15 protein-coding genes are annotated in these 16,378 nt (G+C 72.6%); 4 read left to right on the forward strand and 11 right to left on the reverse strand.

The annotated features are described in order from the left end of the window. Window positions 1–25: 25 nt before the first annotated feature. The 5 genes from BSZ37_RS01725 to BSZ37_RS01745 form a co-directional block, all read right to left on the reverse strand. Window positions 26–886, reverse strand: a complete 861-nt coding sequence (locus BSZ37_RS01725; protein ID WP_095508885.1) for a ChaN family lipoprotein — start codon at window positions 884–886, stop codon at window positions 26–28. Between the two features lie 89 nt (window positions 887–975). Next, window positions 976–2,712: a DEAD/DEAH box helicase gene (locus BSZ37_RS01730; RefSeq protein ID WP_143537529.1), complete on the reverse strand. Its 1,737-nt coding sequence runs from the start codon at window positions 2,710–2,712 to the stop codon at window positions 976–978. 233 nt (window positions 2,713–2,945) lie between these two features. Further along, window positions 2,946–3,449, reverse strand: a complete 504-nt coding sequence (locus BSZ37_RS01735) for a hypothetical protein (protein ID WP_095508886.1) — start codon at window positions 3,447–3,449, stop codon at window positions 2,946–2,948. Then, window positions 3,449–3,937, reverse strand: coding sequence for a hypothetical protein (locus BSZ37_RS01740; protein WP_095508887.1), 489 nt, complete (start codon window positions 3,935–3,937; stop codon window positions 3,449–3,451). Before BSZ37_RS01740 ends, BSZ37_RS01735 begins: the two co-directional genes overlap by 1 nt. Further along, on the reverse strand, window positions 3,934–4,446 hold the full coding sequence (locus BSZ37_RS01745) for a hypothetical protein (RefSeq protein WP_095508888.1): 513 nt from the start codon (window positions 4,444–4,446) through the stop codon (window positions 3,934–3,936). Before BSZ37_RS01745 ends, BSZ37_RS01740 begins: the two co-directional genes overlap by 4 nt. Window positions 4,447–4,633: 187 nt before the next feature. On the opposite strand from BSZ37_RS01745, the gene BSZ37_RS01750 reads away from it, so the two are divergent. Then, window positions 4,634–5,239, forward strand: a complete 606-nt coding sequence (locus tag BSZ37_RS01750) for an ECF-type sigma factor (RefSeq protein ID WP_095508889.1) — start codon at window positions 4,634–4,636, stop codon at window positions 5,237–5,239. A 58-nt stretch (window positions 5,240–5,297) separates the two neighbouring features. Then, window positions 5,298–7,697 (forward strand): serine/threonine-protein kinase, encoded by a 2,400-nt coding sequence (locus BSZ37_RS01755; protein WP_095508890.1) that lies wholly within the window; start codon window positions 5,298–5,300, stop codon window positions 7,695–7,697. A 58-nt stretch (window positions 7,698–7,755) separates the two neighbouring features. Here BSZ37_RS01755 and fabG read toward each other — a convergent pair whose 3' ends face one another. The 6 genes from fabG to BSZ37_RS01785 all read right to left on the reverse strand — a co-directional run bounded on the left by fabG (window position 7,756) and on the right by BSZ37_RS01785 (window position 12,544). Further along, on the reverse strand, window positions 7,756–8,496 hold the full coding sequence (fabG, locus tag BSZ37_RS01760) for a 3-oxoacyl-[acyl-carrier-protein] reductase (protein WP_095508891.1): 741 nt from the start codon (window positions 8,494–8,496) through the stop codon (window positions 7,756–7,758). 73 nt (window positions 8,497–8,569) lie between these two features. Further along, window positions 8,570–9,493 (reverse strand): ACP S-malonyltransferase, encoded by a 924-nt coding sequence (gene fabD / locus BSZ37_RS01765; protein WP_095508892.1) that lies wholly within the window; start codon window positions 9,491–9,493, stop codon window positions 8,570–8,572. 96 nt (window positions 9,494–9,589) lie between these two features. Then, a complete protein-coding gene (locus BSZ37_RS01770; protein ID WP_095508893.1) occupies window positions 9,590–10,597 on the reverse strand; it encodes a beta-ketoacyl-ACP synthase III in 1,008 nt (335 codons plus the stop codon). Window positions 10,598–10,612: 15 nt separating this feature from the next. Then, window positions 10,613–11,644, reverse strand: coding sequence for a phosphate acyltransferase PlsX (gene plsX / locus BSZ37_RS01775; RefSeq protein WP_095508894.1), 1,032 nt, complete (start codon window positions 11,642–11,644; stop codon window positions 10,613–10,615). Between the two features lie 159 nt (window positions 11,645–11,803). After that, window positions 11,804–11,995 carry a 50S ribosomal protein L32 gene (gene rpmF / locus BSZ37_RS01780; RefSeq protein ID WP_095508895.1) on the reverse strand — a complete coding sequence of 64 codons (192 nt, stop codon included), beginning with the start codon at window positions 11,993–11,995 and terminating at the stop codon, window positions 11,804–11,806. A 33-nt stretch (window positions 11,996–12,028) separates the two neighbouring features. Then, complete coding sequence (locus BSZ37_RS01785) at window positions 12,029–12,544, reverse strand: YceD family protein (RefSeq protein WP_143537530.1); 516 nt, start codon at window positions 12,542–12,544, stop codon at window positions 12,029–12,031. 657 nt (window positions 12,545–13,201) lie between these two features. On the opposite strand from BSZ37_RS01785, the gene dnaA reads away from it, so the two are divergent. Together dnaA and dnaN are read left to right on the forward strand one after the other, a co-directional pair. Beyond that, complete coding sequence (gene dnaA / locus BSZ37_RS01790; RefSeq protein ID WP_095508897.1) at window positions 13,202–14,761, forward strand: chromosomal replication initiator protein DnaA; 1,560 nt, start codon at window positions 13,202–13,204, stop codon at window positions 14,759–14,761. 343 nt (window positions 14,762–15,104) lie between these two features. Next, a complete protein-coding gene (gene dnaN, locus BSZ37_RS01795; protein WP_095508898.1) occupies window positions 15,105–16,235 on the forward strand; it encodes a DNA polymerase III subunit beta in 1,131 nt (376 codons plus the stop codon). Window positions 16,236–16,378: the final 143 nt, after the last annotated feature.

Raw genomic sequence — 16,378 nt, forward strand, 5'->3', positions numbered from 1 at the left:
GTCCCGCCTCGACGCCGAGGCGGGGCTACTCGCCGGCCGAGGTCAGGATCACGAAGTCGTTCGCGCCGACCTCGGCGTCCTCGGGTCCGGTCTCGCGGCGCATCGTCACGACGAGCGTCCGCGCCTCCGGTGCGAGGCGGGCGAGGTGCTCCGGGATGCCGAGCCGGTCGTCGCTGTGGAAGCTCCCGTTGACGTGGACCACGAGCGCGCCGGGGCGGGCGTCCAGCGTCTCCGCAATCCGCCACGCCATCGTGGCGTCGCGGAGGTTCTGCGCGGCGAGCATTCCCTCGACCGTCGGGCCGGCGCCGTGCGACATCCCGCCCATCAGGTCGGTGAACTTGGCCGCCAGCGCCTCCGACGGCGGCGCCACCTCCAGAGGCAGCCACGCCTGCGCGGTCGCCACGCTGTCGAGGACGGCCAGCCCGCCGCGCCGCGAGACGAGGCTGACGTAGCGGCCCGGCGCGTTCGACGCGACGACCGGGACGCCCTCGGCCTTCGCGAACTCCACGAGCGGCCGGTAGTCGGTGTCGTAGTTGCCCCACGGCCGGCTCGCGGCGAGCCAGTCGCGCTCGCGGATGAGCCCGGCGAGGTACTCGTCGAGGACCGGCTGGACGTCGGTCTCGACCATCTCGAGCGCCAGCACGAGCGGCCGGTCGGCCGCCTGCGCCGCGACGTGCGCCGCGGCGAGGAGCTCGAGTTCGAGGGCGTGCGCCGTCGAGTCGTCATGGAGCTCGCCGAGGAACACGACGTCGGCGTCGGCGAGGGCGTCGCAGAGGACGCCGAGCTCGACGCGCTGGCCGGCGCCGTCGAGGACGACGTACGGGCCGGGCGTCGGCGCGCCGGCCGACGCCGCGAACAGGAGGGCGGCGGTGCAGAGCTCGAGCATCGGGCGCGAGGAGGCTGGAAACGGCCGCCGCCAGCGGTCACGGCAGGGACACCCTGCGGGGGGGCCTACAGCCGGCGGCGGGACGGGGGTTAGTCGTCGGAGCCGGCGTCGCTCTTGCTGCGGCTCCGGCGGCGGCTGCGCTTCCGCTTGGGCTTGGCCTCGCCGTTCGAGCCGTCGACCCCGTCCGCCTCGGCGTCGAGGTCGGCGGAGTCGGCGTCAGCGGAGGGCGCGTCGGCGGAGACGTCGTCGCGAGCGTCGGCGTGGGGCGCGTCGTCGCGCTCGTCCCGCTCGTCGTCGTCGCGGCGGCGGCCCCGCTTCCGGTCGCGACCGCCCGACTCGCGCTCTTCGCGGGCCTCCCGCTGCTTGATGTCGTACTCGCTCTCCGTGCGGTCCATGGCCGGGCCGACCGGCGCCTCGTTGAGCGACTGCTGGTAGGCCTCGTCGAGGAGCATCGCCAGGACCTCCGGCTCGCCCTCCTCGACGAGCTGGCGGGCGACGGCGACGAACCGCGCCTGCCGCTCGCGCTCGAGGTTCGAGCGGTCGCGCATCCGGTCCTCCAGGAGGTTCGTCAGCCGCTGGCCGACGCGGGACGCCATCTCGGCCTCGGTCGGCAGCTCACGCTCCTCGAGCGGGATGTCGTACTTGCGCGCGATCTGGCGGAGCGTCGGCATGTCGGTCGCCGTCGTGATGGCGATCGAGACGCCGGCCTTGCCGGCGCGGGCCGTCCGGCCGGAGCGGTGGACGTAGTACTCCCGGTCCTGCGGGATGTCGTACTGGAAGACGTGGCTGAGGTCCGGCACGTCGATCCCGCGCGCGGCGACGTCGGTGGCGACGAGGAAGCGGAGCTCGCCGTCGCGGAGCCGCTTCATCGTCTTCTCCCGCGCCTTCTGCGTGAGGTCGGACGAGATGCCGGCCGCGTTGTAGCCGTAGTTGTTGAGGAACGTGGCGAGGTACTCGACCTCGCGGCGCGTGTTGGCGAAGATGATCGCCGCCGAGGGGTTCTCCCACTCGATGAGCGCCGCCAGCGTCCGGTCCTTGTCCATCGGCGCGACCTGGTAGGCCCGGTGCGCCATCTGCTCGACGTGGATCTGGCCGCCGGCCGTGGCCAGGAACACGGGGTCCGTGAGGAACTCCTTCCCGATCCGCTGGACCTGGAACGGCATCGTCGCCGAGAACATGTAGGAGTCGCGCTGCTTCGGGAGGTAGCGGCGGACCTTGATCATGTCCGGGAAGAAGCCCATCGAGAGCATCTCGTCGGCCTCGTCGAGGATGATGGTCCGGAGCTTGTCGAGCTTGAGCGACCCGCGCGCGAGGTGGTCCAGCACGCGGCCCGGCGTGCCCACGACGAGCTGGACGCCGCGGTTGAACGCGTCGATCTGCGGCCCGTAGCCGACGCCGCCGTAGACGGGGATCGCGTCGAGCTGCTCGTCCTTCGCGAGGCCGGCGTTCATCCGCTCGAACTCGGCGTGGATCTGGCTGGCCAGCTCGCGGGTCGGGCAAAGCACGAGGGCCTGCGTCGTCTTCTCGTTCGGGTCGAGCTTCTCGAGGAGCGGGAGCAGGAACGCGCCCGTCTTGCCCGAGCCCGTCCGGCTCTGCACGATGAGGTCGCGCCCTTCGAGGATGTAGGGGACGGCCTCGGCCTGGACCGGCATGAGCGCGGGCCACCCGAGGGCCTCGATGCCCTGCTGAAGCCGCTCTGGGAGGTCGGCGATCCCCGCCGACTCGCGGTCGGCGTCGGGCTCGTCGAAGGGGGTCTGGAGCTTGCGCTCGGACTTGGCCTCGTTCTGGGCCTTCTGGGTGAGGTCGAATACGGCTTTGAACGCCATGATCGGGGGGAGAGAGTGAGGACCGCCCGGGCTGTGTCACTCTTCCCGACCGGCGTCGCAGGCACCGGCCTTCCGGCCTCGGCACCGACGCGGGGAATCCGCGTCTGCGGCAGAGTACGCACGAGGCCGCGCCTCTCGCGTCCGGGCCTCCCCTCTTCCGCCGGAGTTCTCCGCTCCGGACGGCCCGCGGGCGTATCCGGCCCCCTCCCGCCTCGACGCCGAGGCGGGCAGGGCTAGAGGTCGACCTGGAGGCGGAGCCCGGCCCCACGCTCTCCCTCGGGCCCGACCAGCGCGGCCGGCGTCCCCCGAACCCCGCGGAGGTGTGACAACCGGATCACGTGGGCCGCGGCCACAGTCGCGGCGCCCACGGCCGCGCCGACCACGACGGCCTCCGTCTGCCCCCAGAAGTTGGGATCGGTGGACCGCCGGTACACCTCGTACGTCGCGAGGCCGGCCACCGAGCCGACCGCCGTGTCGAGCAGAACGCCCGGCACCGTGGGACGGAGGCCGAGCGCGGAGCTCGTCCCGAGGACGGCCGCGCCCATCGCCACCGGAACGGCCAGTGTCGGCGACGACTCGCCCACGGCGGCGAACGCCGCGATGGACGCCCCCACCCCGACGACGGTCAACACGGCCCCGTCCTCGACCGTCGGGACGCGGTGGGAGGTCGCCGGCTGGGCGTGGGCGGCGACGCAGAGGACGGCGGAAGCGATCAGGACCGAGCGCACGGCGAGCATCAGAGGGAAATGGAGAGGGTGAGACCAGGCGGCGGGCCGCCGGCCGGAGTCCGGAGCAGCGCGGGGGCGGTTTCCATCCGCAGCGTCGCCAGCCGGACGCCGTGAGAAACGCCGATCGCGGCCGAGCCCACTGCAAGACCGACGAGCACGCTGCCGATCGAGGTGCTGAGGTCGCCCTCGGCCCCAGCCACCTCGGTGAGCACTCCGTAGGTGCCGGCACCGACCAGGATCGCGACGCCCGTCCCCACCGCCGTGTCGAGCACGACACCGCCGATCGTCGGGTCGAGGTCGAGGAGCGCACTCGCGACGTACGCCCCGGCCCCCGCCCCGATGAGCAGGAACGGCCCGGCCGGCGACGCGACGACGCCCCCGGCCAACGCGCCCGCCACGAGCCACATTCGGTCGCCCCCCGTCGGTGCCCGAGGCGGAGCGACCTGGGCGCGGGCGGAGGCCGCCAGCAGGACGATCAGGAGCAGGGCGCGGCTCACAGGTCGAGCGCGATCCACAGTCCGAGGGTGCGCTCGCCCTCGGTCCCCATGACGGGGACGGGCACAACCTCGAACCCGTGCAGGGTCACGGCCAGGGGGACCACGGCGTACGCACCGGCCGCCAGCACGGCCACGCCCAGCCGGTCGAAGAACGCGTCCGACTCGGGCGTCACCGCCATCCCGACGAGGTACACGGCCGCCCCGACCCCGAGCCCGAGGGCGGACCCGCGGGCGGCGTCCCTCAGCACGCGCACGAACGCGCGGTCGCGCCCGAGGACCGGGCCGATCGCGGACATCCCCAGCGCCACGCCGAGCGGGTAGCCCACGAGGATCGCGACCGCCTCGGCCTCGGTGCTCCCGTCCCCAGGGACGAGCGTGACCGCGGCGCCGGCCGTCGCCCCCCCCCCGACGAGCCCACTGACGGCAAGCACGGGCACGTCGAGGTCACGCGGTTGCGCGCTCACGGAGACCGCCAAGAGGGCGACGAGGGGCAGGAGGCGGGCCTTCATCGGTTAGGGCGGACGGTCAGCACGCACGATAGCGGGGCCCGACAGCCACCCCATGGTGCAATCGAACCAAAACGTCTCCACGGCGAGGGCCGGCCAGATCATGTCAAATCACACGTTTCGAGTACGTAACGGTACGCCCCCGGCTGGGAGGCCGTACGTTGGCGCCGTTCCCACCACATGACACGGGATGGACAGCACGACCCTCGCTGAGGAGAGCACCGCCCTCCTCGACGCACTCGGTCGCGGGGAGGCCCCGTCCGGCGCGCTCTTCGAACGACTGTACGACGACCTCCGGCGGATCGCCGAGCGGCAGCGGGCCCGATGGGTCGGCAACGACACGATCAACACGACGGCGCTCGTCCACGAGGCGTACCTCAAGCTGGAGGGCTCCACCGTCGAGAGCCGGTCGCACCTCCTCGCGGTCGCCTCGCGCGCGATGCGGCAGGTGCTCGTGAGCTACGGCGAGGCGCGGAAGGCCCAGAAACGCGGCGGCGGCGCGGCCCACACGGCCATCAACGACGAGATCATGAGCTCGCCGTTCACCGAGGCCCAGGCCGACCGCGCGGCGGTCATCGAGGACGCGCTCGCACGGCTCGAGGAGGCCGACCCGCGGGCGGCGCGCGTCGTCGAGTGCCGGTTTTTCGGTGGGCTCACGGTCCAGGAGACGGCCGAGGCCCTCGGCGTCTCGGAGGCGACGGTCGCGCGGAGCTGGCGGGCCGCCCGGGCCTGGCTCTACGGCGAGCTCCAGAACGACGTGACCGGTGCGCGCGACGCGCTCGACGTCAGTTCGTGAAGAACGGATGACAGGCGGGCCCGTGCCTCACGGTACTGGAGGGTAGACCCCGCCACCCATGACGTCCGACCGCTGGCACGCCATCGAAGCCGTCTTCGACGAGGCGGCCGACCTCCCCCCGGCCGAACGCCGGGCCTTCCTGGACCGGTCCTGCCGTACGCCCGACGGCCACCCCGACCCCGCGCTCCGCGAGGAGGTCGAGCGCCTGCTCAAGCTCGACGTCGGGGCCGAGGCGTTTTTCGAGAGCCCGGCCGTTCCCGACCCGGACCGGGCGCCGCCCGAGGCCGGTCCGTGGCGGCTCGTCGAGCGGGTCGGCGTGGGCGGGATGGGCGAGGTCTGGCGCGCCGAGCGGGCCGACGGTGCCTATGACCAGACGGCGGCCGTCAAGCTCGTCCGCCCCGGCCTCGGCGACGACCTCCTCCGGCGGTTCCAGGCCGAGCGCGCCGTGCTCGCGCGGCTCGACCACCCGGCCATCGCGCGGCTCCTCGACGGGGGCACCGCCAGCGACGGCCGGCCGTACCTCGCGCTCGAGTTCGTCGAAGGCGAGCCGATCACCGACTTCTGCGACCGCCGCCGCCTCGGCGTCAACGAGCGGCTGGCGCTCTTCGGCGACGTGTGCGAGGCGGTCGCGGCGGCGCACCGCCGGCTCGTGGTCCACCGCGACCTCAAGCCGTCGAACGTCCTCGTGGCCGAGACGCCGGAGGGGCCGCGCGTCAAGCTCCTCGACTTCGGCATCGCCAAGCTCCTCGACGACGACGCCGGCCTCTCGCTCGTCCAGACCCGCGCCGACCGGCGCGTCCTGACGCCCGAGTACGCCGCGCCCGAGCAGATCCGCGGCGAGGCACCGACGACGGCGACCGACGTGTACGGGCTCGGCGTCCTGCTCTACGAGCTCCTCACGGGCCAGCGGCCGTACCGCCCCGCCAGCCGCGTCCGTCGCGCCATCGAGCAGGCCATCCTCGAGGCCGACCCGACCGAGCCCTCGACCGCCGCCACCGACGCCCACGCGGCCCGGGCCGCGGCCGAGAACCGGGCGACGCAGCCCGATCGCCTCCGACGCCGCCTCCGCGGCGACCTCGACCGGATCGTGCTCAAGGCGCTCCGCAAGGAGCCCGACCGGCGCTACGACGGCGCCGCCGCGCTGGCCGCCGACCTCGACCGGCACCTCGGCGGGCTCCCCATCGAGGCGCGGCCGGAGTCGACCGGCTACCGGATCGGCAAGTTCGTGCGGCGGCACCGGGCGGCGGCGGCCGCGGCGTGTGTCGCACTGCTCGGCGTCCTCGGCGGGGCCGGCGCCGCGCTCTGGCAGGCCCGCGAGGCGAGCGCGGAGCGAGATCGGGCCGACGCGCGCGCCGCCGAGGCCGAGGCGGTCACGGGCTTCCTCGTCGACCTCATCGGCGAGGCCCGGCCCGCGGGCTCCGACGGCGACACGCTCCGCGTTCGCGACGTGCTCGACGCGGGCGTGGCCCGGCTCGACACCGGGTTCGCCGACCGGCCGCTCGTGGCCGCGGCCCTCGCGACGGCGTTCGCGCGGTCGTATGCCAAGCTGGGCCAGAGCGAGCGGGCCGTCCCGCTCTTCCGCCGAGCCCTCGACCTCCGCCGAGCCCACCTTCCCCCGCTCGACCCGGACGTCCTCCAAGCCGAGAACGCGCTCTCCCTCGCCCTCCTCAACAGCGACGATCTCGACGGCGTCGATTCCCTCATGACCGCCGCCGTGGCCACCCGCCGCGCCGGCCTCGGAGCGGCCCACCCCCAGGTGGCCATCGCCCTCAACGACCTCGGCATCGCCGCCGACGCGCGCCGGCCCGACTCGCTAGCGCGGGCCGCGGCGGAGGGCTACTTCCGCGAGGCCATCGACGTGATCGAGGCCGCCGGCCCCGCGGCGTTCGCGGCGGCCTACGACGGCAGCGCCTCGTTCGACGGCTTCCGGTCCGGCCTCTACTACAGCCTCGCCGTCCACTACATGACCACGGGCCGACAAGAGCAGGCCGTCGAGCCCATGGGGCGAGCCGTCGAGCTCGACGACGCGCCGCCGGAGTCGCTGGATCACCAGATCCTGGCCAACGGGTACGGCGTCCTGCTCCGCCAACTCGAGCGCTACGACGAGTCGATCGCCGTCCACCGCGAGGTGGTCGAGGCCGCCCGCCGGGCCCACGGGCCGGACCACCCGTTCTATGGGCATCCGGTCCTCAGCCTCGGCTCGGCGCTCCAGGCCAGCGGCGACGCGGAGGGCGCAATCCCCGTCCTGAGAGAAGCGCTCCGCGTGTTCGGCGGGCCCGACGCCGACGACCAGGCGGCCCTCGAGGCGCGGTTCTACCTCGGCCGCGCGCTCGTCGAGGCGGGCCAGGCCGCCGAGGGCCGTCGCGTCCTCCGGGCCGCGCTGCCGGGGCTGGCCGAGACGTTCGGCCCCGACAACGTCCGCGTGCGGAGGGCGCGCGAGCTCACGGCCGGCGCCTGAACCAGCCCGCCTCGGGCGCCCTGTGGAGAGGGCCGCCTCCCGACCGCGCCGGGACCGGCTACATCGCCATCCCGCCGTCGACGCAGATGACCTGGCCCGTCACGTAGGCCGCGGCGTCGGAGAGGAGGAAGAGGACGGCCGCGGCGATGTCGTCGGGCTGGCCAAGGCGTCCGAGCGGGATCTGGCCCATGAGCTTCTCGGCGGCCGGCCCGAGGTCGGCCGTCATGTCGGTCTCGACGTAGCCCGGCGCGATCACGTTGGCGCGGACGCCGCGGCCGGCCAGCTCGCGCGCGAGGCTCTTCGTGAACCCGATGAGCCCGGCCTTCGACGCCGCGTAGTTCGCCTGCCCCGCGTTGCCCATCACGCCGACGACCGACGAGATCGTGACGATGCTCCCGGCGCGCTGCTTCATCATGGGCCGATAGGCCGCCTTCGCCACGTGGAAGGCGCCCGTCAGGTTCGTGTCGATCACGGCCTGCCACGCCTCGGCGTCCATCCGGATCATCAGCCCGTCGCGCGTGATGCCGGCGTTGACGACGAGCCCGTCGATGGCGCCCCATTTGTCGAGGACGGCCTGGACGGCGGCCGCGGCGTCGTCGGCCGACGCCGCGTCGGCCTGGATCCCGAGGGCCTTATCGTCGCCGAGCTCGGCGACGAGGGCGTCGGCGGTGTCGGACGAGGAGCGGTAGGTGAACGCGACGTTCGCGCCGGCCGCGGCGGCGGCGTCGACGATGGCGCGGCCGATGCCGCGCGTGCCGCCGGTGACGAGGACGGTCTTTCCGGAGAGGTCGAGGGTCATGGATCGAGGTCAGAGGGGCCGGAAAGATCGCACGCGCCCCCGCCCGCTGCCTCCGCCTCGGCGCCGAGGCGGGCTAGGCCGTGAGGGCGTCGATCTCGGCGGCCGTGCCGGCCTGCGCCGTCTCCGCGTCGCGCCCGAGCGTCCGCCGCACGAGCCCCGAGAGCACCTTCCCCGTGCCGACCTCCACGAACCGCGTCGCGCCCTCGGCCTGCATCCGCTCCAGCGACTGCGCCCAGCGGACCGGCGCCGTGAGTTGATCGAGGAGCCGGAGCCGGATGGCGTCGGGGTCCGTCGTCGGCTCGGCCGTCACGTTGAGCACGACGGGGCACGACGGGACGCGGATCTCGAGCGCGTCCAGCGTCTCCTTCAACCCGTCGCGGGCGAACTTCATGAGCGGGCTGTGGAACGCGCCCGACACGGGCAGCGGCACGACGCGTCGTGCGCCGGCCTCCGAAGCCGCGGCGCCTGCCCGCTCGACGGCCGGCGCGTCGCCCGAGATCACGATCTGGCCCGGGTCGTTGTAGTTGGCCGGGACGACCTCGCCCTCGCCCGCCTCGGTCGCCTCCTGGCAGACCGCTTCTAGAGCCTCCGCGTCCAGTCCGAGAACGGCCGACATCGCGCCGGGCCGGACGTCGCCGGCCTGCGCCATCAGCTCACCGCGCCGACGAACCGCCTGGAGCCCGTCCGCAAACGACAGGGCGCCGACGGCCGCGAGCGCGCTCCACTCGCCGAGGCTGTGGCCTGCCGCGAGGTCCGGCTTCACACCGCGCGCGGCGAGGGCCGCGTTGGCCGCGAGGCTGTGCGCGTAGAGCGCCGGCTGTGTGATCTCGGTCGGCTTAAGCACCTCGGCGTCGTCCCCGAACATCAGCTCGGTCAGTGAGAAGCCGAGGACGTCATCGGCCTCGTCGAGAATCGCGCGGGCCTCGGGGATCTCGGTGAGGTCGGCGGCCATCCCGGGCGCCTGTGAGCCCTGGCCGGGGAAGAGGAATGCGAGCATGTCCGTGATGCGTGATGAGTGAGTCGCGATGGTGGCCCGTGGCGCGGGGTGCCAGACGAGCACCCGTCACGCACGAACCACACATCAGAGCGCGCGTCAGCGCGCGCCGTCGTAGCTCCACTTGAGCCAGGTCGCGCCCCAGGTGAAGCCGCCGCCGAAGGCCGCCAGCACGAGGTTGTCGCCGGCGCGGAGCTGGTTCTCCCAATCGGCGAGGCAGAGCGGGAGCGTGCCGGCCGTCGTGTTGCCGTAGCGCGCGATGTTGATCATCACCTTGTCGTCGGTGAGGCCCATCCGGCGGGCCGTCGCGTCGATGATGCGGAGGTTGGCCTGATGCGGCACGAGGTAGCGGACGTCCTCCGGGCTGAGGTCATTGCGCTCCATGATCTCGGCCGCGGCGTCGGCCATGCCGGTGACGGCGCGCTTGAACACGGCCCGGCCGTCCTGCTGCGCGTAGTGCATCCGGGCGTCGACGGTCTCGTGCGTCGCCGGGTGGAGCGAGCCGCCGCCGGGCTGGCTCAGCGAGTGGACGCCGGTCCCGTCGGCGTACTGGACCGTGTCGAGGACGCCCGTCCCGTCCGTCCTCGGCTCGAGGAGCACGGCGCCGGCGCCGTCGCCGAAAATGACGCACGTCGTCCGGTCGGTGTAGTCGATGATCCGCGTCATGGCGTCGGCGCCGATGACCAGGACCTTCTGGTGCATCCCGGCCTCGATCATCTTGGCGCCCGTCGTGAGCGCGTAGAGGAAGCCCGAGCAGGCCGCCGAGATGTCGTAGCCCCACGCGTTCGTGGCGCCCAGCTTGGTCTGGACGAGGCAGGCCGTGGCCGGGAAGACCATGTCCGGCGTGACGGTCGCCACGAGGATGCAGTCGACCTCGGTAGGCGCGACGCCGGCCTTGGCGAGGCACTCGCGGGCGGCCTCGACGGCCATGTCAGAGGTCGCCTTCGTCGGGTCCTTGAGGATGCGGCGCTCCTCGATGCCAGTCCGCGTCCGGATCCACTCGTCGTTCGTGTCGACCAGCTTCTCGAGGTCTGCGTTCGTGAGGCGGTCCGGGGGGAGGTACTTGCCGACCGCGGTGATGGCGGCCGTCGGGGTCGTCTGGGGCATCCGTCGGGGTGGGGCCTAGGAGGTGGCCTCGGAGGAGTCGTGGAGCGCGCGGGCGATCCGCGCCGTCAGGTTCTGCTCGACGAGGCCGGCCGTGGAGAGGACCATCTGCTTGCACGCCCGCGCCGACGACCCGCCGTGGCCGATCACGACCGTCCCGTCGATCCCGAGCATCGGCACGCCGCCGAAGGCCTGGTAGTCGAACGGCGCCAGCATCCCCTTGAGCACGCCGCCGACGGTCTGGGCCGAGGGCCCGTCGAGGTCCTGGCGGCCGATCTCGGTCTTGACCATCGCCGGGAGGATCGTGGCGACCGACTCGGCCAGCTTGAGCACGACGTTGCCGACGAACCCGTCGCAGACGCAGACGTCGGCCCCGTGCTGGAGGATGTCGCGGCCCTCGACGTTGCCGACGAACCGGAGCGCGCCGCGCTCGCCGAGCTCGCGGAGCGTGTGGTGCGCCTCCTTGACCGTGTCGGTCCCCTTGCCCGGCTCCTCGCCGACGTTGACGAGGCCGACCGACACGTCGTCCTTGCCGAGGAACGCCGCGCCGAAGACCGCGCCCATCTGGGCGAACTGGACGAGGTGCTCGGGCCGGACCTCGACGTTAGCGCCGACGTCGAGGAGCACGCACGTGCCGGTCGGCGTGGGGAGGTAGCCGGGGAGCGCGGGGCGGAGGACGCCCGGGAGGCGCCCGAGGCCGAAGAGGGCGGCGGCCATCACGGCGCCCGTGTTGCCGGCGCTGGCGAACGCGTCGGCGCGCCCTTGCTTGACGGCCCCGATGCCGAGGTGGATCGACGACTGGGGCTTGGCCTTGAGCGCGACCGTCGGGCTCTCGCCCATTTCGATGGCCTGCGGCGCGTCGACTACGCGGAGGTGCTCGCCCTCGGCGCCCCCGATCCGGTCGAGCTCGGCGCGGACCTCGGCCTCGCGGCCGACGAGCAGGACGGTCAGCCGGTCGCCCGCCTCGGCGATGGCATCGAGCACCCCCTCCACGACGACGCCCGGGGCGTGGTCTCCGCCCATGGCGTCGACGGCGACTCGGACGGGCATGGGCGGGCGGGGCGGAGGAGTGGCGGGGCGGGGAGGGGCACCCGAAGATACCCGCCCCATCAACGGACGACGCCCGCGCGGGCTCCCGGGAGCTCGCGCGGGCGCGGTACAAATCTGTGCGAACCGGCGGGCGACGGCGGTGCCGCCCTGGCGAGAGCGCTAGTAGAGCTCGCCCTCGACCTCGATCACGGCCCGGCCTCGGTAGTGCCCACACGTCGGGCAGGCCCGGTGCATCAGCTTGGCGTGGCTGCAGTTGGGGCACTCCTGCGTCGTCGGCACGCTCTTCACCTTGTACTGGGAGCGGCGCTTAGCGGTACGGGCCTTCGAGTGGCGGCGCTTCGGGTTGGCCATGGGAGTCGGGGGAGGGTCGCCCGGAGGCGGGGGTCAATCGGAGGAATCGGAGTCGCCCTCGGCGTCGCCGGAGCGGAGGGCCTGGAGGGCGGCCCAGCGGTCGTCGGCCAGGCCGTCGTCCGAGGACTCGCCGAACGCGGTCGGGATCTCGGCGGCGCGGGCGGCCGGGCTCACGCGGCGCAGCGGGAGCGCCAGCAAGAGCGTGTCGTGGACCGAGGCGGTGAGGTCGATGTCGAGCGAGTCGTCGGCGAGCGGCTGGATGTCGTCGTCGGGCTCGTCCTCGGACGGCGGCGGGGCGTCGGCCGTGAAGAGCACGGCGTGGTCGCCCTCGACGGGCTCGTCGTACATGTCGAGCGTCCGGTCGCACTCGAGGCGGGCCGTGGCTCGCGCCGTGTAGGCGGCGAGCACGCGGCGCTCGGCCACGTCCAGCCGGAGGTCCACCTCGACGCCGGAGAACGTCTCCGGGTCGAGGCCGAGGTCGTCGGCCGACGGACGGTGGGTCTCCTGGTGGAGACCGTCGGGGAGGTGGGCGATGCGGACCCGGAACACGGTGTCTCGAGCGTCGGTCGTCAAGGAACGCGGGCGGAACGTCTGCCCGGCGGGGGCATGGAGCCCCGGGAGCCCGTGAAGGTAGACCGTCACGCCAGCCGCGTACAAGGGCCTCACGGGATGTTCGAGGAAGCCCCACCGGCCATCCATCGACTGCCTGAGGCCTCCCAGCAGGGGCCGCGCCGTCCTTACAGGCTCCCTCCGAGGGTGGCGCGCGCACGCGTTTCTCTCGTGCGCGGGCGGGCGGGCACGGCCCGCCTCACCCCCTGGGGCTCTCCGAGCGAACGGGCATAGGGGGTCTTCCGAGCCCACCTCTTCCGATACTCGAGCTCCTCCGTTGGCAACGTGTGGACAACCGGGTTACGAAATCTGGACCACGGCGCAGGAGGCTGATAATCTCGGGGTCATCTGACGACTTTCGACTCTACCTACCCGCCCTATCTCCCTGTGCGGCAGGGATGCGGCCTCTTATCTAGAGCGTGGATGGCTGGTGGACAACCTGCGGGGAGAATCCACGATCGCAGCGCGTATTCGGCGGTGACTCCGCTCGAACATGTGGACAACTCGGTGGGCAGCGCGGCGGGACCCCTTCTTTTTGTCCCGGGGCTCCCGATATTCCGGCCCCCCTCACCCCCTCTCCTCGCCCGCTCTCGCTCCATGGACCGCTCGCGCGACGACGTCTGGAACGAGTGCCTCGGGATCATCCGGGACAACATCAGCCGCCAGAGCTTTCGGACGTGGTTCGAGCCGCTCCGGGCGGTCGGACTCGAGGAGGAGGACGGCGCGCTCAAGCTGACGGTCCAGCTCCCGAGCCGGTTCTACTACGAGTGGCTCGAGGAGCACTACTTCGCGCTCCTCCGCAAGACGATCACGAAGGTCCTCGGGCCGGGCGGCCGGCTCTACTACGACATCGTGATCGAGCGCGACGAGCCGGCCGCGGGCGGGCGGCGTGGCTCGTCGATGGAGCTCCCGGCGCGCCAACCCGCCAACGTCCCGCCGGCCGAGCGGATGCCGAAGGTGGAGCTCCCCGACGGCGTGACGCCGCCGCGTACGTCGACCGACGTTCCGTCCGACGCCGGCCGCGCCGTCGACCCCACGCGCGGGTACGACGGGGGCGCCTCGGCACCGAGGCGGGCACCCTCGGCCCACCCGTTCGCGTTCCCGGGCGTCAAGCCCATCGAGGTCGACCCGCACCTCAACCGGTCGTACACGTTCGAGCGGTTCATCGAGGGCGACTGCAACCGGCTCGCGCGCTCGGCGAGCTGGGCCATCGCGCAGGACCCGGGCGGGACGTCGTTCAACCCGTTCCTGATCTACGGCGGGGTCGGGCTGGGGAAGACGCACCTGATCCAGGCCATCGGCAACTACGCGCTCGCGAACAACCACGCCAAGACGGTCCGCTACGTCTCGTCGGAGATGTTCACGGCCGAGTTCGTCCAGTCGATCCAGTCGAACCGGATCGCCGAGTTCAGCCAGTTCTACCGCGGCGTCGACATCCTGATCATCGACGACGTCCAGTTTTTCGGGGGCAAGGAGAAGACGCAGGAGGAGTTCTTCCACATCTTCAACGAGCTCCACCAGCAGGGGAAGCAGCTCGTCCTCTCGGCCGACCGGCCGCCGAAGGACATCGTCGGGATCGAGGAGCGGCTCCTCTCGCGGTTCCAGTGGGGCCTCGCCGCCGACGTCCAGCCGCCCGACTTCGAGACGCGCGTGGCGATCCTCAACCGCCGCGCCAAGGACGACGGGACGAAGGTCAAGCCGGACGTGATCGAGTACATCGCGACGCACGTCAAGAGCAACATCCGTGAGCTGGAGGGGGCGCTCATCCGGCTCCAGGCCCACGCCGCGCTGACGAGCCGCGAGATCGACCAGGACCTCGCGCGGGAGGTGCTCAAGGACCTCATCAAGGAGTCCCGCCCGGTGCTCACGATCGAGGCCATCCAGTCGGTCGTCTGCGACTACCTCGGGATCCCCGAGGACCTCGTCCGGGCGCGGACGCGAAAGCGGGAGGTCGTGCAGGCCCGGCAGGTCGCCATGTACTTCTCGAAGGAGATCACGAACCACTCGCTCAAGACGATCGGGCTCCACTTCGGCGGGCGCGACCACTCGACGGTGATCCACGCCGTGCGGAGCGTCGAGGACCAGGTCGACACGGACCCGAGCTTCCGCGAGATGGTGGGCAACGTGCAGAAGAAGCTGGAGATGCACCAGCGGTAGGCGGCGGCATCGCCGGGACTGGGGCCACGGCGGGGCCGGCGATGGCCTCCTCAGGTGGGCCCGCCTCGGCGCCGTGCTCGCCAGAGGTCCTTCGGCGGCGCCGCTCCGGGGCTCCGCTCTGGACGACACGTGGAGAGGCCGAGGCGACACCGGGAGCCGTTGTCTCTGGCCTCCTCTGCCTCGGCGTCGAGGCGGGTGGAGTCGGCGATCGGAGTCCGTCGACGGCGGTCGCCGAGGCCTCCGGTTTTCATCCGCCAGCGGGACCGTGGGAGGGGGCCGGCGAGTACCTTCCTTGACCAGCAGATGCCTCAGGCCGATACCGCGGCCGCACCCCGCCGACACCATGAAGTTCACCGCCTCCAGCGCCGACCTCCAGCGGGCGCTCACGACCGTCAACGGGGCCGTCCCGTCCAAGAGCACGCTGCCCATCCTCGAGTGCGTCCTGTTCGAGCGCGAGGAGGACACGCTGAAGATCGCGGCGACGGACCTCGAGATCTCGATCGTCCAGCGGCTCAAGGTCTCGTTCGAGCAGAACGGGACGGACGCCAAGCAGCGGATCGCGGTCCCGGCCAAGCGGCTCCTCGACACGCTCCGCGCGCTCCCCGAGCTCTCGGTCACGGTCACGACCGACGCCGACTTCAACGTCGAGCTGACGACCGACCAGGGCCGCTACAAGATGGTCGGCTACGACGGCGGCGACTACCCGGCGCTCCCGGCCCTCGACGGCGCGCAGGCCATCACGGCCGCCGGGCCGCTCGTCAAGCGGGCCATCGAGAAGACGGGGTTCGCGGCCTCCAAGGACGCCCTCCGGCCGGCCATGATGGGCGTCCTGTTCCAGGTCCGCCCCGAGAAGTCGACGATCGTGGCGACCGACGGACACCGCCTCGTCAAGCTCGTCTCCGACGGGATCACGGCCGAGGAGCCGGTCGACGTGATCGTGCCCGAGAAGGCGCTCTCGCTCGCCGGCAAGGCCGCCGGCGACGGCGAGTGCACCATCCGCATCGCGAGCGGCTACGTCGGGTTCGACTTCGGGGACACGCAGGTGATCGGGCGGCTCATTGAGGAGCAGTACCCGAACTACGAGGCCGTCATCCCGGTCGAGAACGAGAAGCGGCTGACGGTCGGGCGCGACGCCATGCTGGCCGCCGTCCGCCGCGTGGCGCTCTACTCGTCGTCGATGACGCACCAGATCCGGCTCGCGCTCGAGAGCGACCAGCTGGCGATCTCGGCCGAGGACATCGAGCGGGCGAGCGAGGCCAAGGAGCGCGTCCTCTGCGACTACGACGCGGACCCGATGGAGATCGGGTTCAACTCGCAGTACCTCCAGGAGGTGCTGTCGAACGTGGACGGCGAGGACGTCGTCTTCGAGTTCTCGTCGCCCAACCGGGCCGGCGTCGTCTCGCCCGCCGAGGGCGCCGACGGCGAGGAGCTCCTGATGCTCATCATGCCGGTCATGCTCAACACGTACGCCTAGGGCGTCGGACGTAGAGCGTAGGATCTTGGACGCCCCGGTCGCGAGTCGGCCGGGGCGCTCTTTTGGGGTCGGCCCGCCTCGGTGATCTCCCGGGCCACCCCGCAGACCCGCCAAGGCGGAAGGGTCCGAATCAGCGGGTGCGG

Origin of the sequence: Rubrivirga marina (assembly GCF_002283365.1) — a bacterium.
Lineage (GTDB): Bacteria > Bacteroidota > Rhodothermia > Rhodothermales > Rubricoccaceae > Rubrivirga > Rubrivirga marina.